The following is a 17,421-nucleotide window of genomic DNA, read 5'->3' as shown; positions in this document are numbered from 1 at the left end:
TGTTCTATCAGCTACTATTCTATAATCAGTATAGCTTTCGACCAGTAACAAACTGGTAATCATTGAGTATTTTGGTTCAGTCTTTTAAACATACATTGTGAGTATTTTGCTAGCTATATTTAGTCAATTTTACCAAATTAACTTATCTTGCCAATTTGGATCAAAACCGCTTGATGCATCTGCTACCGCCATATAATCGGCATAGCCTTCAGCAAGTAACACGGGCGGTAACTCATCAAGTGCAATTAATCTATCTTTAAACGTTGTATTTTTACTAAAGTACAGATTGAAAAGCGCTGCCGGTATATTTTCTTCAGGGACAAAGCTACCACTGAATTCAATATTAATATACAGTTTAAGGCTAGCAAAATATTTATAATAACTATCAAAATAACCCGCATCTTGTATATCATTACGTTTATAACCCAATTTAGTTAGGATTTTTCGTATGGTAAAACTATCGGTTAACCAACCATAATATTTATCAATCATGTCATCTTTAAAGTGACGAATATCCGGTAATGGATGATTGAATTGATCGAATAATTGAATAATTTTGTAATCTTTAAGATGAGTTTGCCAATGTGCTGTGATATCAGCGGTTAATAGCGCTGGATGCGCAACGGTAATATGATTATTTTCGTTCAACACAATTTCGTCATCTTGATTATTGACCAAACTACCATCTTCAGTTGGTCTAAAGCTATTAACAATATTGCCGTTTTCATCGAGTTCCAACCATACTAAGCGTTGAATAAGTCGACCCACAATTGGATGCGGTTGTAGATAGGTTTGCCAATCATCAACTCGCCAGCTGCGCTGAGTGCACATCGCTTCATAAAAACGATTAATTTGCATATCCAGTAATTGAGTCAGTTCTTTTTTACTGTTACTAAATTGTTTTTTCGCATCTTTTACTAAAGCTGAATTTTCACTTTTACGCGCTTCCGGTAAGGCTTTAATTTCGTCACCATCGGCATTTTTTAAGTGCCATTTAAACTTATCATCTAACGTTGCGCTAAAGGTGCGTTCGCCATAATCGAGAGTTAACACACCACTTTCATCCAATCCAGCTGTTGATATAGTGCGATCGGCTAATTCGTCTAATGTCCAACCATTGCGTTCAGCAATAGTTTCTACTAAGGAACGTGCTTTTTCTTGTATTGTTGCCATGCGATGACGTCGAGCTATTGAGAGCAACAATTGAGTAATCAGTGGATCATCACTTTGTGCAAGGGGTTCTAGCATCGCTTCAATTTGAGCACGCCGTTTTTGGTGATGTTTCATAAAATCAAGTAATAACGAAACAGCAATACCCCCTTCAATACCGGTAGTTAACGCTAATACACCCTTTGCTTTAATTGCAGAACCAAGGTAGGTAGCTAATGTCTCTTTTTTTATCTCCTCAAATACTTGTTCCAATGTAATATTGGCATAAGCAGGATATAAACTCGGGTATTGTTTATAATAACCTAAGTATTCTTGCAAACGTTGATTAGCTATTAGGTTAGCTTGCGCTTCGGCTTCGTTAATGCTTGGTCTTAAAGTATCTTGCTTGATAAAACTACGTAAAATAAACTCAGCTAATTGTTGTTGGCTTGGTTTACTTAACAATTGACTATAAATTGTTAATAGTGGGTTTACAGGCTCTTTTAACTTAACCGCTAACCAAGCCCACCACTGAATAATTTGTGGTTCGACCGCCTCGCCGCTTTGCCAAGTAAGTGCAGGCATTAAGCTAATATCAAACCAGTCAAATTCATTAGGTCTTTTACCTTTTAGACCTTGTTTTGCTTCAGCTAATAATTTTTCAGTGGTTAGTTGTTGACTTATGTCTTCACCACATTTTTCTAAAGCAATCAATAGTGATGCTTGTATAATTTCGCGTTTTTCTTTTTTTAATGCATGATGTAATGCTTTAATTGACGATTTTTGTCCTAATAGTGCCAACCAATCTGCCGCTGCAATCCGCTCTTCTTGTTTGGGCGATAGTAAAGCTTGTTCAACTTGATCATAAATATTAGGAATGACTTTTAGAGTGTTTTGTGCTGCATGCCGTATTAATTTGTTTTCTTTTAGTGCGAGTTCAAAAAGATAATTAACATATTTAGTCGGCAGACTAGGAAAAAGTTGTAATATTTTTATTGCACTAACTTTATCAAGTTTAATGTAGGACCAACATTTATTGCTCTCAGCAAAGCCTAAAACTTCATCAAGTAAAAATTCATGTTCAGCAAAAAATGGCCATAATTTATCTGGTTGATTTTCATAAAAAGGATGATAAGTCTCACTGGTTAAAAATGGTAAAGCAACAGCATAGAGCACATGTTGACAATAATCAATTTTCGCCATTACATCGGCGATTTTCCTAAGATCGAAATTTTTAACAACGTCATTTTTTGTATATACCCTTTCAAAACAATAAGTACCACCATTTTGATCAATTAATCGCATTGCTCTAAATAAGTGATAAAGGGTGAATTCGGGTAAATTTTGTAGTCTATTTTTAGTCAGTAAAAAATGATAATCGACGTTTTTATTAATCCCTTGAAGTAACGGCGTGTATTGAATTTTACCATTTAAATAATGATAAATATCATCTAAATTTTTTTCAGTTAGTGTGTCAGATAATTCATTATGTTTTAGTTTGTGATAGTCTTGATAATTTTGCCGCAAAATGTCTTGTGCCATCGATGGTAAATCGATATCGATAATGGGTTCAAAACTAGGAATAACTAAATTTGTTTGTTGTTTTGCATTATTAGCAGTTTCAAGTCGTAGCAAAGCGCTTTCAATGGAGCCAATAACGGTTTTATTGGTTTCACTTGCTAATGCTTGTTGTAATATTGCAGAATCTGACGATATTCTTGCCAGTAATTGAGCGGCATTACTACGTTGTTTAACCGAGCCCAACGTTAAAAAGTGTTGTAGTTTTGATTGCACATCTTCAACAGGAAAACCCATTAGCATATCTGTCGCTAATTGACTGACTTGTTTGGCAGTATGTAAGGCTTGCTGAGTAATAAACTCAATCAGTGGTAGCTGAAGTTCAGAATGCTTTTTTATATACTTTAATTGTTCTACCTGCCCCAAAACAGCAATATCCTGATCGGGTAGCTGGCTAAATAATTTAAGATGATTTTTAATATTAGATAATAATCCATCGATGTTGTAAAAATACTGAAAGTCACTTAGGTCATTGCTCGTCATATTTTGCCGATCAAATATCGCCAATAATAACTTTTCACCCAATCCAGTTTGTTCCATTTCGAGTAGTTGGTGTAATTGTTCAATTGACCAACTTTTTCGTTGTTCAATGTCTTCTTCATTTTTACAAAAAGAGGGCATTGTGCTAATCAAACCATCATATAAAAGATATAAAAACCATGCCGGCAACTGTTGGTTAATTAATTTAACTAAATGCAAATGGTAACAAATTGCGCTCAAAACACATCCAAAACGCCTTATTTGTTCAAGTGTATAGTCATCAGTCCAACGTTGATAAAAATCTATTCTGGCTTTTTTAGGTGGTTTTGGTTTATCGTAAAAGCTTGTTCCATAAAAATCACAGGGCCTATATAGTAATTCAAAGAGTTTATAAGCGTTATCGCTAGTTTGACATAATTGTTCTAAATCACTTAAAACGTTAGCTTCATCCCCCTGTAAAACATATTGAGTAATACGCTCTGGCAAACTTTTATCGATTGTGGTTAGTGGTTCAAATATAGTTGCAATTAATTGTTGAGCAGATTGAGCATGTGTTTCTTTCATATTCCTTGGTTCTCCTATACAGGATATTTTTTATTAATCATTTATATTAATTAAGTAGCCATCTTCCGCTGGTCTAAAGCTAGTTATAATTTGATTGTTTTTAATGATTTCTAACTAAACCAAGCGTGTAATCAGTCGTTTTCTTATTAATTATAATTATCCATCCATTGTTCATAAAATCCGATCCTTGCATTAGGCGACGCGCTATCACTATTGTAATAATAACAATAATTGATACCGAGCCAAGAACAGGAATAAGACATAAAATCCATTATGTCATCAATGCTATAATGGCAATCTTGCGTTAATTTATTTATTCAAAATTGCGTAATTATCTCCTAGCATAACATATCTTAAAATGTTTTCAGGGATTGTTTGATTGCGTTTTCATAAAGATTCAAAATAGTTAATATTAGCTGTTCAGACGGCGTATCAATCTCTTTTTTACTGACCTGCGATTGAAAACGGCTAAACAGTGAGGCAATTTTACCTTTTACTTTATTAAACATTCCCTATTCTTAATATCTTTATTTTGTTTTCGCTACTAAACAATAATCGGCATAACTTTCAGCTAATATAATTTGCGGAACGCGATCAAGCGGAATCGTTTTTTCAATTGTTCCTATTTGCTGAGTAAAATACAAATCATAAAGTTTTACAGTCTCATCACTATTTGTTGTTGTACGATAAAATTGGCTGACCATAATACGTGCTCGAATCCCTAAGCTTGAATATAATTTAGCGAATCCATCAATACAATCCCAGTCAGTAATGCTATGATAGCCTTTCGAGTATAATATGTTTTTTAAAGTATTTAACTTGATAACCTTGCCATAATAATCATTTAGTTTATTGTCAATCACTTGACTCAAATCAGGTAAATGATTAGCAAATTGAGTAAATAGAGGCGTAACTTTGTAATCCTTAAGATGATTTAACCATTCTTCTACTTGATCATCTGACAAATAGACGCTATGCGCTAACTTAATATAATGCTCAGGATTTAAAGTGACTTCATCATCATTTATGTTAATCAAGCAACCATCTTCTGTCGGCCTAAAACTGTTAATGACTGTGTTGTTATTATCGACTTCAAGCCAGATCAACGATTCAATCATTCTATTCATGATAGGATGTTGGTATAAATTGGCAAACCAATCTTGGTAAGACCACACTTGCCCAATAGACATCATGTCATATAACCGCTTTGTTTGATTGTTGATAACTTGTTTTAACTCTGTTTTACTACTGGTTAGTAATTTTTTATATGCTTTGATTTGTTCAACATTTTCGCTATTTGTTGCTTCTGGTAACGATTTGAGTATTTTACCCGCTTCATTTTTTATCACTAATTGTAAACAGTGATCGAGCTGTGCTGTGAATTTACGATCTCCATAATCAAAATCTAATACACCTCGCTCGTTTAAATTAGCTGTTGGAACCATTCTTTCAATGAGTTGTTCAAGGCTGCATGCTTGCGCTTGCGCAAATTCTTCAAGTATTTTTTTGGCATTTTTACGAACAATATTTGAACTATAACGAAGCGAAGTAGAATAAACTAGTTGAGTAATTACCGCATGATTAATCGTGACAATCGCCTCAAATACCGCTGATATTTCACTACGTTTTGAGGAATGAAATTTCAAATAAGGACGCACAATATCAGCAATTTGATAAGGTTCACTATATTTACACAAAGCCAACATGCCTTTGGTATTTAGTGCAGATCTGACATAACGTGAGTACTTATCGGATGTTAGTTCTGTATCTTGTATAATGAACATTTGCACCACAAAATACCCAAGTTTTTGTTGGCTCTTTACATCTAATAATTTTAAATAGAAATCAAACAAGCCATTATCAGTGGTTTGTTTTAATTTTACCGCTAAGATGATCCACCAATAAATAATTTCAACAGCAACTTTCTGACCATTTTGCCACATTAATTCTGGTAGCATATAAGGTTCAAGCCAATCAAGACTGACTGGTTTTTTGGTTTTCAATCCTTTTTTTGCTTCATTTAGCAGATAATCAGGCGATAAATAATAAGAGATATCTTCACCCAACTGACTTAATGCGCTGAGAATAGATGCAATTACCGCTTCTTTTTTCTCTATTGATAAAGCACGCTTCAGTGATTTGATCGACGAATCCCCCCCTAATTTCGCTAACCAATCACTCGCAACTATTCGTATATCTTGTTTTGTTGATAATAATGCTTTTTCAACTTCTAGATGGATATTAGGAATTTTGTTTAAAATAAGCTGTGACTGTAAACGAAAGCGACGACCAGCGCCTAGAGCCCACTCCTGTAATAGTGGAATATACGGTTTAGGTAACTGTGGAAAAAGGGAAAGAATCGCTAAAGCATTTGCTGTTTTATAACATTCTAAATTAGTTTCACCGAATAGTCCCAATGCCTGATCAATATAATGCAAATTTTCGGCAAAAAATGGCCAAATAAGATGTTCTTGATTTAGTATATATTTTTCTAAAAAAGGTAAGGAAAAATAAAATAAAAAAGCACCGGCAATGTTATCTTTTATTGTCGTGCTACCAGTAATACTTTGTAATACATCAGCTAATAATCGCAGATCAACTCGACAATATAATTCTTGTTCCAATAATGATGAGAGATCTTTGTTGACATATTTAGGCTTTTCTAAATAATAAGCTCGTAATACATGCCATAAATTACACTCAGGTAGTTGTTGCAAACTATCTTGGTATAAGGCGAGTGACAATTCATTTTTATCAAATATATCTAATTCATTATTATCCAAATCTAAATTGTTTTTTGGTACCAAACCATTTAAATAAGCAAAAACATTATCAAGATCGTTCGAGGTTATTGATTTCAATATGTCATAACGCTGCTGTTGGTTTGAAAGACTAACATTACAAGTTTTGTTAACTGCTTGTTCATCCTCAACCTTTATTTTTATTATTGCCAATTGCCTATCAATATTTTGTTGTAAGGTTTGTCGAAAATTATCTGGCAGCAGGCGTTGAGGAATGGATTGATATGGCGTTATATCGCGACCTTTAGCTTGTAATGTAGATTGACTCAAAGTATTTCCTTATTTTCCTTATATCACTCATTTCATATTATTATCATATCTTGGGAAGATTTTTCTCCCGAAAAAAATTTAAATACAACTTACATGACTATTTTAACAAAATTAATCCTGATGTTAGTGACGACCATCGCATTTTGATACAAAATACTGATGCTCTGGATTAATAAATTCCAAAAGAGGCGTACAACCAAATGATTCATAAGTAAAATCAAAAATAACAGGGGATTCATTTTTATCTGCTAAATTATTCAATGGTTTAAAACTACCATCTTCACTATAACAATGGCTAACATTGGTTATCATATTCGAATCCGAATCTAAAATAATCAAATGCTCTAAAACCGTATCAGGATCGGATGGCTTTTGATAGTCTTGTAGATAAAATTGTAAACCATTTACTTCGGACAAATAGCTATCCCCTTTTACTAAGTCATCTGTCGGCCAATGACATCCAATAGAGGCAATTTCAATATTTTTATCAAGTATTGGGAAATCGTCTTTACTAATTTTTTTCCACGATAATGGCGTTAATTGCTCTTGAGCAAATGGATTCTCTTTACCAAAATATACCAGATAATCTGAATGGTGATCAAATAGTAGCGCATCTAATTTAAAACCATACATATAATCGTTCTACTTAAAAGAAGCTTCATAATGAGTCGTATCGACCACAGCAAAAGCATTTAACTGACTAATCGGCAATGATGTTAAGTCATTATGTTTATAATTGTATATAAAAACCTTATCGTCTTTTGATAAACCCGCCAACTCAAAAAATTTAGCACGGTATGAATCTGTCAGTAAATATTGTTCATTTTGGTAACTCTCTTTTTCATCTCCAGGAATTAAAAAAACAGTTTGTTGATTATTTTTATCCTATAAATGCACATCATCAGATAATGAAATAAAGACAAATTCAGGTTCATCTCCAATTTTATAATCAATAAAAAATAGGTCGTACATGCGAATATCCGACCGATATTGAGACTGAAATGTTGTTTCATCCCATTCCATTAACTTGTTTTCGCCAAGCATTGCCGCATAGCTATAAGGATTAAGGGATGATAAAATCAATCCCCAAAATAAACCCTGTAATAAAAATTTTTTTATGCTGATATCTGTTCTTTTAGCCAAGCAATTTCTTGTGCCCAAATATCAGAATTTATGGTTTCTAAAATTAAAGGGATTTCATCAATTCTTGGATCTTGCATGATATATCTAAAAGCAGTTTTGCCAATGTTACCTTCACCTAAGCTATCGTGACGATCGACATGGCTAGCCAGTTCGCTTTTGGCATCATTTAAGTGCATACCACGCAAGTATTTAAACCCTACAATTTTTTCGAATTCAGCAAAGGTTTCCTGGCAGGCTTTTTCGGTGCGTAAGTCGTAACCGGCAGCAAAAGCATGACAAGTATCAATGCATACACCTACCCGGCTTTTATCATCAACTTGATCGATTATTTGCGCTAAATGTTCAAATTTATAACCTAAATTAGAACCTTGTCCGGCTGTGTTTTCAATAACGGCGACCACATTTTTGGTTTTATCTAAAGTCATATTAATCGACTCAGCTATACGCTTGAGGCATTCATCAACAGTAATCTGTTTTAAATGACTGCCCGGATGAAAATTTAACAGTGTTAAACCTAACTGTTCACAGCGCTGCATTTCGTCTAGAAAAGCAGTGCGCGATTTTTCAAGTTGTTCAGCATCGGGATGACCTAAATTAATTAGGTAGCTATCATGCGGCAGAATTTGTTTACTCGTGAAGCCATATTTTTCACAACGTTTTTTAAAGCTATCAATCATTGCCGGTTCTAGCGGTTTTGCATGCCATTGTCGTTGATTTTTAGTGAAAAGCGCAAACGCTGTTGCACCAATTTGATAGGCATTAATCGGTGCGTTGTCAACACCGCCCGAAGCACTCACATGTGCGCCAATGTATTTCATACTGTTATTCATCCTAATAGTTAATTTGAGCCACTGTTACGTTGCAGTTGATCGCGTAAATTGGGTGGAATACCTTTAATCACCAAAGAATCAGTTTGTGGATCCCATTTTATGCGTTCGCCTAATAGATCGGAATTAAAGCTAAGGGTTAATCCCCCCCCACTGCCTGAAAATTTCTTTAATTGACGTAATGCGCTACGATCAACTGGAAAGGTGTCTTCTAAATCATAATCGCTGTTTTTAACAAATTGCATAAAGTTGTTATCGTCACTGACTGGTAATTCACTGGCTAGGTTTTTGAGATCTATCTCTTCGCCTGCTTGCAATTGACCTTGACAGTAGTTATAAACATTTTCACGCGCGGCGTTTTTGTCTTGTTTATCAAATTGCATCTCTTGGCAATAATCATCAACCGCTTTGACTAACGTTTTATTTTGCGCTTTGGCATCTAATCCTTCACTAGCGCCTAAATAATCCATAAAAAAGTCCGATACTTTACGCCCTACTCGACCTTTTAAAAAAGTCAAATAGCGTTTTGAATCAGCTTGAGTTTCCCATTCTGTTATATCAATTCGCGCAATAATGTCGGCATGATCGATATCTAAATATTGGGTTTCGGAAATATCCAAATCTTCATTCACAAGCATACTTGAACAGCTATTTAACACGGCAATAATTAGATATTCCACCGCTAAATAGCGATAATGACAAAATACGACTGTTCCCCCTTCGGCAAACGGATATTTGGCAAGTTCATTACGTAATTGTTTAGTTGATTCTTGACTAAAGTGGAGAAAATCTTGATTACCTAAACGTAATTCTTTAAGCGATTGTTCAAACAAACTTTCACTATTAAAAAGTCCATAAGCTTTGCTTTTGTTATTATAGATACGATTGATATCTTCAATTAAATTTACCACAGCTTGCTGATTGCTCAACATTGAATCACGAAGCTGTAATTCGATTTCAGTGTCACTTTTTCTAATTAATTTATGTAATATAACTTTTTCTATTTGCACACTCATTTTAAATTCCTATTGGGATAATAGCGTTTATTTGCAACTATTTTATCAAAGCGTTCAAAAAGTGCTATCTGCAATTATAAACAACAACAATAAACTAAGCTTATATCTATTTGAATATTCGATTCTTTCTGTCATTCACGCTTTCATTCAAATATTGCCAATCAAATGGTTTACTTTTACTATAGCGTTCTGGTAGAACCTAGCTTTTATAGCTAATAATGACAATACGGTATAATGATAACATCCACGATTAAAAGTGGAATGACGTGAGTTATAGACTAATTTGTAATAATAAAAAAAAACAATTAATCGAAAAGTGGAACAAACCAATTCTTTGTTATGGCTTTTTTCTATTTTTGCATTAAAGGATCTGAATTTTTTGTAAATAGTTAATCTGAAAAATAGACTGTTATTAATTTTGTTTTATTACTTCTATAAATAAAAGTATAAGATGCATCCCCACCATCAATTTTTGCGGTATTTCAAATTGATGTTTTCCAATCTATATTTGACTTCAATATTAAGATCATCATAAATATCGGTAAAATTTTGTGCTATTTTTTAGTTTTTCGAAATACGCTAAAAGCCCCAAAAACAATATTTTTATACATAATCACCGTTGTTTTCTTAAACTTGTTAGCAAAATTAATCATTTTTAAAATGGGGAGGCGGAACATTTATCTTCAATTAATCAATAATATTAACCGGGCAAAGCATCTGCTTAACAGCCCAAAAAATCAACTCTAAAAAAAACCAATAAATAACGGCGGATCACCTGATGGTGTTAATTCCCCGCCAATGTTAACAACGAGAAAGATGAAAAAGATAATAAGAAGATAAAAGCGCCAATATGTGATTAATACAGCTATCTACTTAGCTGTATTTTGCTGCAAACTCAGCACTGTTCTTGCATTCGATGCACTGGTAGCAATAATATCAATTACCCCTGATCTCAACGCCCCTAAAATAGCGGTTGATTTGGTGTTTTCCGAGGCAATAGCGATTACGCAGGGAATATTACGTAACTCTTCAATACTTAAACCAATGACCCGATCATTCATTACGGTATCGACTGGGTTGCCATTAATATCGAAAAAACCATAACCTGCAATATCCCCAATCACCCCTTGATTTAATGTCGCATAGGTGATCTCTTGTGGGGTAAACCAACCTAATTGCACCATATAACAATTTTCGTTCATATCCCCTAAGCCAACTAAAGCAATATCAGCTTTAGATGCGCGTTCTAACGTATCTTTTATGACACGATTTTGCATAAAAGCGTGTTTAAGCTCGCGGTTTTCGACATATGCTGGTGCATAAAGTGTTTCACTGCTGGCATTAAATTTTCTAGCTAGGCTTCGGCTAATATGATCAGCATCAATAATTTCACCAACTCGTTGCGTTCCTCCTATTCCACAAATAAATTTACATTGTTTTTCAGGAAATACCCCAACATGACTGGCAATAGCAGCAACATTTCGACCTTGCCCTACCGCAACAGTCATACCATTTTTTAAATTACTTGATAAATAGTTAGAAACAAGTGCCGCAACTTGCCGTCGCTGTTCGTCTTCATCTTGATGATCTAAGGCTATCAGTGCACGCTTAATACCAAAATGGTTAACAAATTGTTGTTCAATCCGTGAACTAAATATTGGATGATATTTGACATTGATTTCAACAATCCCTTCAGCTCTAGCTTTTTTTAACAAGCGACCGACTTTAATACGCGAAATGCCAAATCGTTGCGCTATCTCTTCTTGAGTTTGTTCATACTCATAATAGGCAACAGCTATCTCGGTGAGTAGTTCTGCTTCTTGTTTATCGTCAAATCTATCCATTAGTTCGCCTTGTTTCTCAATATTATCGTTGCTGATTTATAGCGGATAATATATTACAAAAACCTGTCGCTTGCCATGCACTGCGACCAATAAATAGACCATCAATATTGGACTGAGCAATTAATTGGGTCGAATTTTCAAGATTGACACTACCACCATAGAGTAAAATCATGTTATTTGCCACTTCTGAACCATAGAGATCAGAGAGCGCTAAACGTAAATTATGATGAATAAATTCAGCCTCTTGAGGTGTTGCCGGTACGCCTTTTTCACCAATTGCCCATATCGGCTCATATGCAATCATAACCTGACTAACTTGATTATGATCAATTCCCGACAGCGCAATCTTCATCTGCTTTACAACAGTTTCACTCGAGACTCCCCAAGATTTTTCTTGAGCGCTGTCCCCAACACAAACTAATGGTATTAATTGGTGTTTGAGTGCAGCATGAACTTTTTTATTTACTGTCATATCGGTTTCACCAAAAAATTCACGGCGCTCAGAATGCCCTAATTCAACTATTTTAGCACCGGTATCTTTTACCATAATTGGAGATATTTCACCGGTAAAAGCACCCGATTCTTCAAAATGCATATTTTGGACACCGGTTAAGCAATTTATGTTGTGTTGATATAAGTATTCCGCCACATCTCGAACACACGTAAAAGGAGGAATGACAAACGGTTGGATATGACTTTTTAAATCTTCGGGATAGTAGGTTTTTAGTTGTTCACAAAATAACAATGCTTCGGCTAAGGTTTTATTCATTTTCCAGCTGGTGCCTATGAATATTTTTTTCATAATTTATCCTTGTATTGATGTAATGCTTTTTATCGCTTTTTTTAATAGGCTTCCAATAGTAAAAATGGGTTGAAGAATAGTTATTGACTAACCTGACTATTCTTCCCCATTTTTTTATCATTTATCTTGTTTTAGTAACACTCTCATTATTACGGCAAAAAGCAACTTATTTAAGCAATAATGATAGTTGACCTAAAAGCACGTGTTGTTTTGGTGTTAGGCGATACCTAAACGTTTTTTATAACTCTTCACATAATAATCTGTTGCTTTGATAGCTTGTATCACATCATCAGCCGTCACCGCAAAAGGCAGACTATGGATAGTTTCAACAGGAGCAATGGCTTTTTCGCCAATTAATTGAAACTCTTCTTCTGTAATTTTATCTAAATGCACTTGCTCTAACGTGATAGGTAAATCCAACTTAATATATAAATCGATATACCTTTCAAGCTCAGCAATTGGTCGACCTTCTAGCACTAGTTGAGCGATTGTGCCATATGCCACTTTTTCACCATGCGTTAGATGATGCACATCACCTGATACGGCAGTAAAACCATTATGAATAGCATGAGCTGCACCTAAACCACCATTTTCAAAACCAAGGCCACTTAGTAAGGTATTCGCTTCAACAATAGCTTCTAACGCTGGGGTAACTAATTTCTTTTCATTCGATTCAACAGCAAGTAATGCATACTCAAATATGGTTTTTTCACACTCTCTGGCAATTGCTTCACCAGCAATTGTTGCAATACCACCAGCATCCGTTTTATGGCAACTACGAATGGAGGTTCTGGCTTCAACCCAAGTTGCCAGCCCATCAGCTATACCTGATTTTAACGATCTAACCGGTGCATTTGCAATCACTCGAGTGTCAACTAATACCAAATCTGGATTTTTATAATGGTGCCATAAAAAGTCAAATACACCATCTTCAGTATAAACGACTGAAACTTTAGCCGTTGGTGCATCGGTTGATGCAGTTGTTGGTACACAAACTTTAGGTATATTATATTTGGCGGCAAGTGCTTTAGCCGTATCAAGTGTTTTACCACCACCTACACCAATAATTGCATCAAATTTTTTTGATTTAAACTCATCAAGTAATCGGTTAATTTCTACCATTGAACATTCGCCGTTAAAAATGGCTTTAGTAATCGATAGTTCGGCTTTTTCGAGTGAATCGGCGAGTTGATTGGCAGCAATATTCCAAATATTCTTATCTGCTAGGATTAAAAAATTGGTCCCAAAGGGTTTGATGTATGCTTCTGCACGAGTCAGCAAATCTTTACCTTGTACATATCTATTAGGACTAACAAAAACCTTATCCATATTAAAATCCTCTTATAAACACATTTACTAACTAATTAATTATTATTAATTCAATTAAAATAATTAATTTACTTCTGGAGAATTACTTCTCGAGTTTTAATTGCTGTAAAAATTCATTCATAATCATCCAAGCTGATTCAGATCCCGCATCCTTGTGCCCTATCGCTCGTTCACCTAATCGCATGGATCGCCCTTTTTTAGCAACCAATGGAATAGTTAAATCGGAACCTTTTTTCATTTCATCAACGCAAATTTCTAACGTTTTTACAGGGTCATCACCCTCTTTATAATTGTTTAAAACATTTAGCCCCGGAATCAGTGCATCTATCATTGTTTTATCATTAAGTTCGGCTTTTCCTCGCATTTGTACAGCTTCAACACCATCTTGATACATTTGACAGAACTCTTTGAATGTTACTGCTTGTTTTCCAGTTGTATGGTTTGCCATTTTCATAAAAAAACTACCATATAAAGGCCCTGATGCTCCGCCGACTTTGCTCAATAAAATCATTCCTACTTTCTTCATTAATTCAGCAATATCTGCTGTTGAGTCAGACAAGAGTGGCAGTTGCTTTTCTACTTCACGAAAACCTATGGTCAAATTAATACCATGATCACCATCGCCAATGTCAGAATCTAATTTACTGAGGTGGTCACGGTTTTTTTCGGCCATATCGGCTATTTTTTTAAATGTTTCGATAAAATAAGATTTATTTAGCATCAGGGCACTCATTTTTCCTCTCCTTGGTAGTTAATAAGCAATTTTAAAATAAGGCGCATCACATGGATGGTCTAATAGCTGTTTTAGTTCATCATCTAACTTGATAACAGAGATAGACATCCCTACCATATCCATTGAAGTCACATAATTGCCCACCAGTGGTTTATAGATTTTAATGCCCTTTTGTGCTAATAAAAGATGTGCTTTTCGGTAGCAGATATATTGGTCCATCAATGCCAAACCACCTAATCCATTAATCAGTAATTGCACTTCATCACCGGCTTTTATTTTGGAGTCTTGTAAAAGATGATCGATTAGTTGGCTCACAACGACATCGGCCTTTTCTAGCTTAGTTCTTTCAATACCGGGTTCACCATGAATGCCCATGCCAACTTCCATGTCACCTTCTTGCATATCAAAAATGACTTCACCGGTAACCGGTAATGTACAAGATGATAGTGCAACACCCATTGAATAAGTATTGGCATTAGCTTTTTCAGTTAAAGCTTTAACTTTATCTAAGTCATAACCTTTGGCGGCAGCACTGGCAGCGACTTTGAACACAAATACGTCACCCGCCACACCACGGCGATCACTAATGTTTTTTGAAGAATAGATATCATCAGTCACTGTCACCGTTTCAACACGGATACCTTCATCGGCAGCTAATTCAGCGCCCATATCAAAGTTCATAACATCGCCAGCATAGTTACCATAAACAAATAGGCATCCTTTACCAGAATCAACCGCTTTTACTGCTTCATAACAATATTCAGGAGATGGTGAAGTGTTCACATTACCGACTGCTGCCGCATCCGCAAAATCTTTGCCAACATAACCTAAAAATGCGGGTTCATGTCCTGAACCGCCGCCAATAATTATTCTCACTCTTGGCTCTGTACTGATTTTTTTGCTTACGATTACGCGATTACACGTTTTTTTTAATTCAACATATTCACTATGCGCTAAGCAGTAACCTTCTAGCATCTCTTCTACGACATCATAGCCATCATTAATTAATCTTCTCATTACATCACCTCGGTCTATCCTTTACATGTTTTACTTGTTACTTAACTCACTAAAAAAAGTGATAATACATACCCACCAACAATACCTGCACATACTGCTGCAACAATATTTTTAACTGATTTACGTTTGCTTCCACCGGTTAAAGCTGAGGCTACCCAAATCCCAACACCAGCGGCTAACCCTTGATCGACCCATACTGAACCACTTTGCGTAATCATTGGCGTTGCTATTCCATGATTAATACACCAGACTGTTCCAACAATAAATGCTGCCGCCATCCAACCACCAATTGGTCCCCAATTGTCAACCATACGGCCCCATGCCATGCGTATAACAAAAGGGAAGATAAAACCACCGATTATTGTTGCAATAGCCAATTTAATTGACATCATCATTTGCTCCCTATATTTCAGCTAATTATTTCTTTTTTTGAAAAACTTTAATTTGTTTGCTACGCAAGATCTTTTCTTTTGCTTCTTTCAACTTTTCAAAATCAGAACGTCTTAAACCAGGTTCTCTTGGATTCTCATTAATAAATTCTGTTTTCTTCGCCATATCTTTTTCAATGAAAGCAGCAGTAATACCCCCTAAAGTAGCGCCGACAATCACAAGCAATATGGTAGGTAAAGAAGAGACAAATGCATGCCCACCTTGAATAAAGGTATCGCGCATAATGCCACATACTGCAATAGCAAGTCCCATATCAACAAAAGCAGCATCATCTTCATTGCCAGTCAGATTGATATAATGATTCATATACCACATTGGACCAATAATGATTACCGCCGCCAAAAAACCACCGAAAATGCCGTAAGTACCTAATTGTGACCAAACTGACATTACAATCATTCCAGCGATACAATAACCCACAAAGCTTCTAAAAAATTTCATCCTAACGCTCACTTTTTAAATATTTTGTAGTTCAGCTAAAATACCTTCAACATCTTCATCAACCATGGCTTGTATTGACGCAACAAATGCACCTTCAACAAGGGGAGCATCAACTAACGTCACCTTACTTCTTAAGGCTTCATCTTCGATAAGGTCAATAGCGGTTTCTGTGCTTAAAATGGCACTACCTATATCAGCAAATATCAGTATGTTTTTGTGATCTTTTGATTGTTCGATGATGTTATAAATCGCAACTGAATCTGTTCCCAATCGTCCATCCTCTGTTCCGCCTGCTGAATAAATTTTTACATCACCGGTTGAATCGACCATCTCTTCGATCATTTCTTTTAATCCATCAGTAATTTTTTTACTGTGAGAGACTAAAATAATACTAATCATGCTTACCTCTTGAACATATGTCTCGTTAATAATCTTTTGTTCAATTATATCGAATAAAATTAAGGCGGAAATTGTTTTATAATAAATTTGTGATTCAGATCTAACTTTTAGATAGTGATAATTTTGACAGCAAAATAAAATAGAATAATTAGCTATATTAGTGTTATATATAAAAAACAATACCGTTAACAGATTGATAGTTGATGTCAAAAATATGATCAACGTTATTTTGTCAAAATGAGCATAAGTTTACATGCAAAACAAAAGATTCAGGTATTGATTAGCAAAAAAGATAAAAAGCATCACTCTATGCAATATTTTACAGTTGTATGGGTAACCTAGCTTAATTCGCTGCGCTTGATAGTTTAAAAACAAAATAAATAAATTGCTTTTAAAACTGAGTAATGAAATGAATAAGTTGATGTTGATGCTTAGAAGAATTTAAAAACTATTTAATATTTAGACAAATGACCCGCTAATTTAATTCAGCTTTTTACTCATTGATCCAACTCAATTAGTCAAAAAAGTTTTTAAATGAGCCTGACTGATTAATGAGTTAAATACAACTAATGCTTTTA

General features: G+C 34.9%; 16 protein-coding genes. All 16 read right to left on the bottom strand.

What is annotated here, in order from left to right:
* Positions 1-129: 129 nt before the first annotated feature.
* Positions 130-3,771 carry a DUF4132 domain-containing protein gene (locus tag J3U63_RS11105; RefSeq protein ID WP_267371522.1) on the bottom strand — a complete coding sequence of 1,214 codons (3,642 nt, stop codon included), beginning with the start codon at positions 3,769-3,771 and terminating at the stop codon, positions 130-132.
* Positions 3,772-4,124: 353 nt separating this feature from the next.
* Positions 4,125-4,280 (bottom strand): hypothetical protein, encoded by a 156-nt coding sequence (locus tag J3U63_RS11100; RefSeq protein WP_267344592.1) that lies wholly within the window; start codon positions 4,278-4,280, stop codon positions 4,125-4,127.
* An 18-nt stretch (positions 4,281-4,298) separates the two neighbouring features.
* Positions 4,299-6,842 (bottom strand): DUF4132 domain-containing protein, encoded by a 2,544-nt coding sequence (locus J3U63_RS11095; RefSeq protein ID WP_267371519.1) that lies wholly within the window; start codon positions 6,840-6,842, stop codon positions 4,299-4,301.
* A gap of 123 nt (positions 6,843-6,965) precedes the next feature.
* Positions 6,966-7,475, bottom strand: a complete 510-nt coding sequence (locus tag J3U63_RS11090) for a hypothetical protein (RefSeq protein ID WP_267371517.1) — start codon at positions 7,473-7,475, stop codon at positions 6,966-6,968.
* Between the two features lie 252 nt (positions 7,476-7,727).
* Entirely contained in the window at positions 7,728-7,985 is a 258-nt protein-coding gene (locus tag J3U63_RS11085; protein ID WP_267371514.1) for a hypothetical protein, read from the bottom strand.
* Entirely contained in the window at positions 7,958-8,803 is an 846-nt protein-coding gene (gene nfo, locus J3U63_RS11080) for a deoxyribonuclease IV (protein WP_267371512.1), read from the bottom strand. Before nfo ends, J3U63_RS11085 begins: the two co-directional genes overlap by 28 nt.
* 20 nt (positions 8,804-8,823) lie before the next feature.
* The gene (gene yejK, locus J3U63_RS11075; RefSeq protein WP_267371511.1) at positions 8,824-9,828 is read right to left on the bottom strand and encodes a nucleoid-associated protein YejK; all 1,005 of its coding nucleotides are present in this window, start codon (positions 9,826-9,828) and stop codon (positions 8,824-8,826) included.
* Between the two features lie 743 nt (positions 9,829-10,571).
* Positions 10,572-10,628 carry a hypothetical protein gene (locus J3U63_RS11070; RefSeq protein ID WP_416379695.1) on the bottom strand — a complete coding sequence of 19 codons (57 nt, stop codon included), beginning with the start codon at positions 10,626-10,628 and terminating at the stop codon, positions 10,572-10,574.
* A gap of 69 nt (positions 10,629-10,697) precedes the next feature.
* Positions 10,698-11,672 (bottom strand): sugar-binding transcriptional regulator, encoded by a 975-nt coding sequence (locus tag J3U63_RS11065; RefSeq protein ID WP_065633492.1) that lies wholly within the window; start codon positions 11,670-11,672, stop codon positions 10,698-10,700.
* Positions 11,673-11,694: 22 nt separating this feature from the next.
* Positions 11,695-12,474 carry a triose-phosphate isomerase gene (locus tag J3U63_RS11060; protein WP_267371510.1) on the bottom strand — a complete coding sequence of 260 codons (780 nt, stop codon included), beginning with the start codon at positions 12,472-12,474 and terminating at the stop codon, positions 11,695-11,697.
* Between the two features lie 216 nt (positions 12,475-12,690).
* Complete coding sequence (locus J3U63_RS11055; protein WP_065633494.1) at positions 12,691-13,803, bottom strand: glycerol dehydrogenase; 1,113 nt, start codon at positions 13,801-13,803, stop codon at positions 12,691-12,693.
* A gap of 82 nt (positions 13,804-13,885) precedes the next feature.
* Positions 13,886-14,536, bottom strand: coding sequence for a dihydroxyacetone kinase subunit DhaL (gene dhaL, locus J3U63_RS11050; protein ID WP_267332954.1), 651 nt, complete (start codon positions 14,534-14,536; stop codon positions 13,886-13,888).
* 18 nt (positions 14,537-14,554) lie between these two features.
* The gene (locus J3U63_RS11045) at positions 14,555-15,553 is read right to left on the bottom strand and encodes a dihydroxyacetone kinase subunit DhaK (protein WP_267371509.1); all 999 of its coding nucleotides are present in this window, start codon (positions 15,551-15,553) and stop codon (positions 14,555-14,557) included.
* Positions 15,554-15,594: 41 nt separating this feature from the next.
* Positions 15,595-15,942, bottom strand: a complete 348-nt coding sequence (locus J3U63_RS11040) for a Lin0368 family putative glycerol transporter subunit (protein ID WP_416379676.1) — start codon at positions 15,940-15,942, stop codon at positions 15,595-15,597.
* 28 nt (positions 15,943-15,970) lie between these two features.
* Positions 15,971-16,444 carry a Lin0368 family putative glycerol transporter subunit gene (locus tag J3U63_RS11035; protein ID WP_065799081.1) on the bottom strand — a complete coding sequence of 158 codons (474 nt, stop codon included), beginning with the start codon at positions 16,442-16,444 and terminating at the stop codon, positions 15,971-15,973.
* A gap of 15 nt (positions 16,445-16,459) precedes the next feature.
* The gene (gene dhaM / locus J3U63_RS11030) at positions 16,460-16,843 is read right to left on the bottom strand and encodes a dihydroxyacetone kinase phosphoryl donor subunit DhaM (RefSeq protein WP_267332957.1); all 384 of its coding nucleotides are present in this window, start codon (positions 16,841-16,843) and stop codon (positions 16,460-16,462) included.
* Positions 16,844-17,421: the final 578 nt, after the last annotated feature.

Origin of the sequence: Gilliamella sp. B2838, assembly GCF_026536185.1 — a bacterium.
GTDB lineage: Bacteria > Pseudomonadota > Gammaproteobacteria > Enterobacterales > Orbaceae > Gilliamella.
The sequence above is the reverse complement of the archived record's forward strand: the minus strand, read 5'-3'. Positions and strand labels throughout refer to the sequence as shown.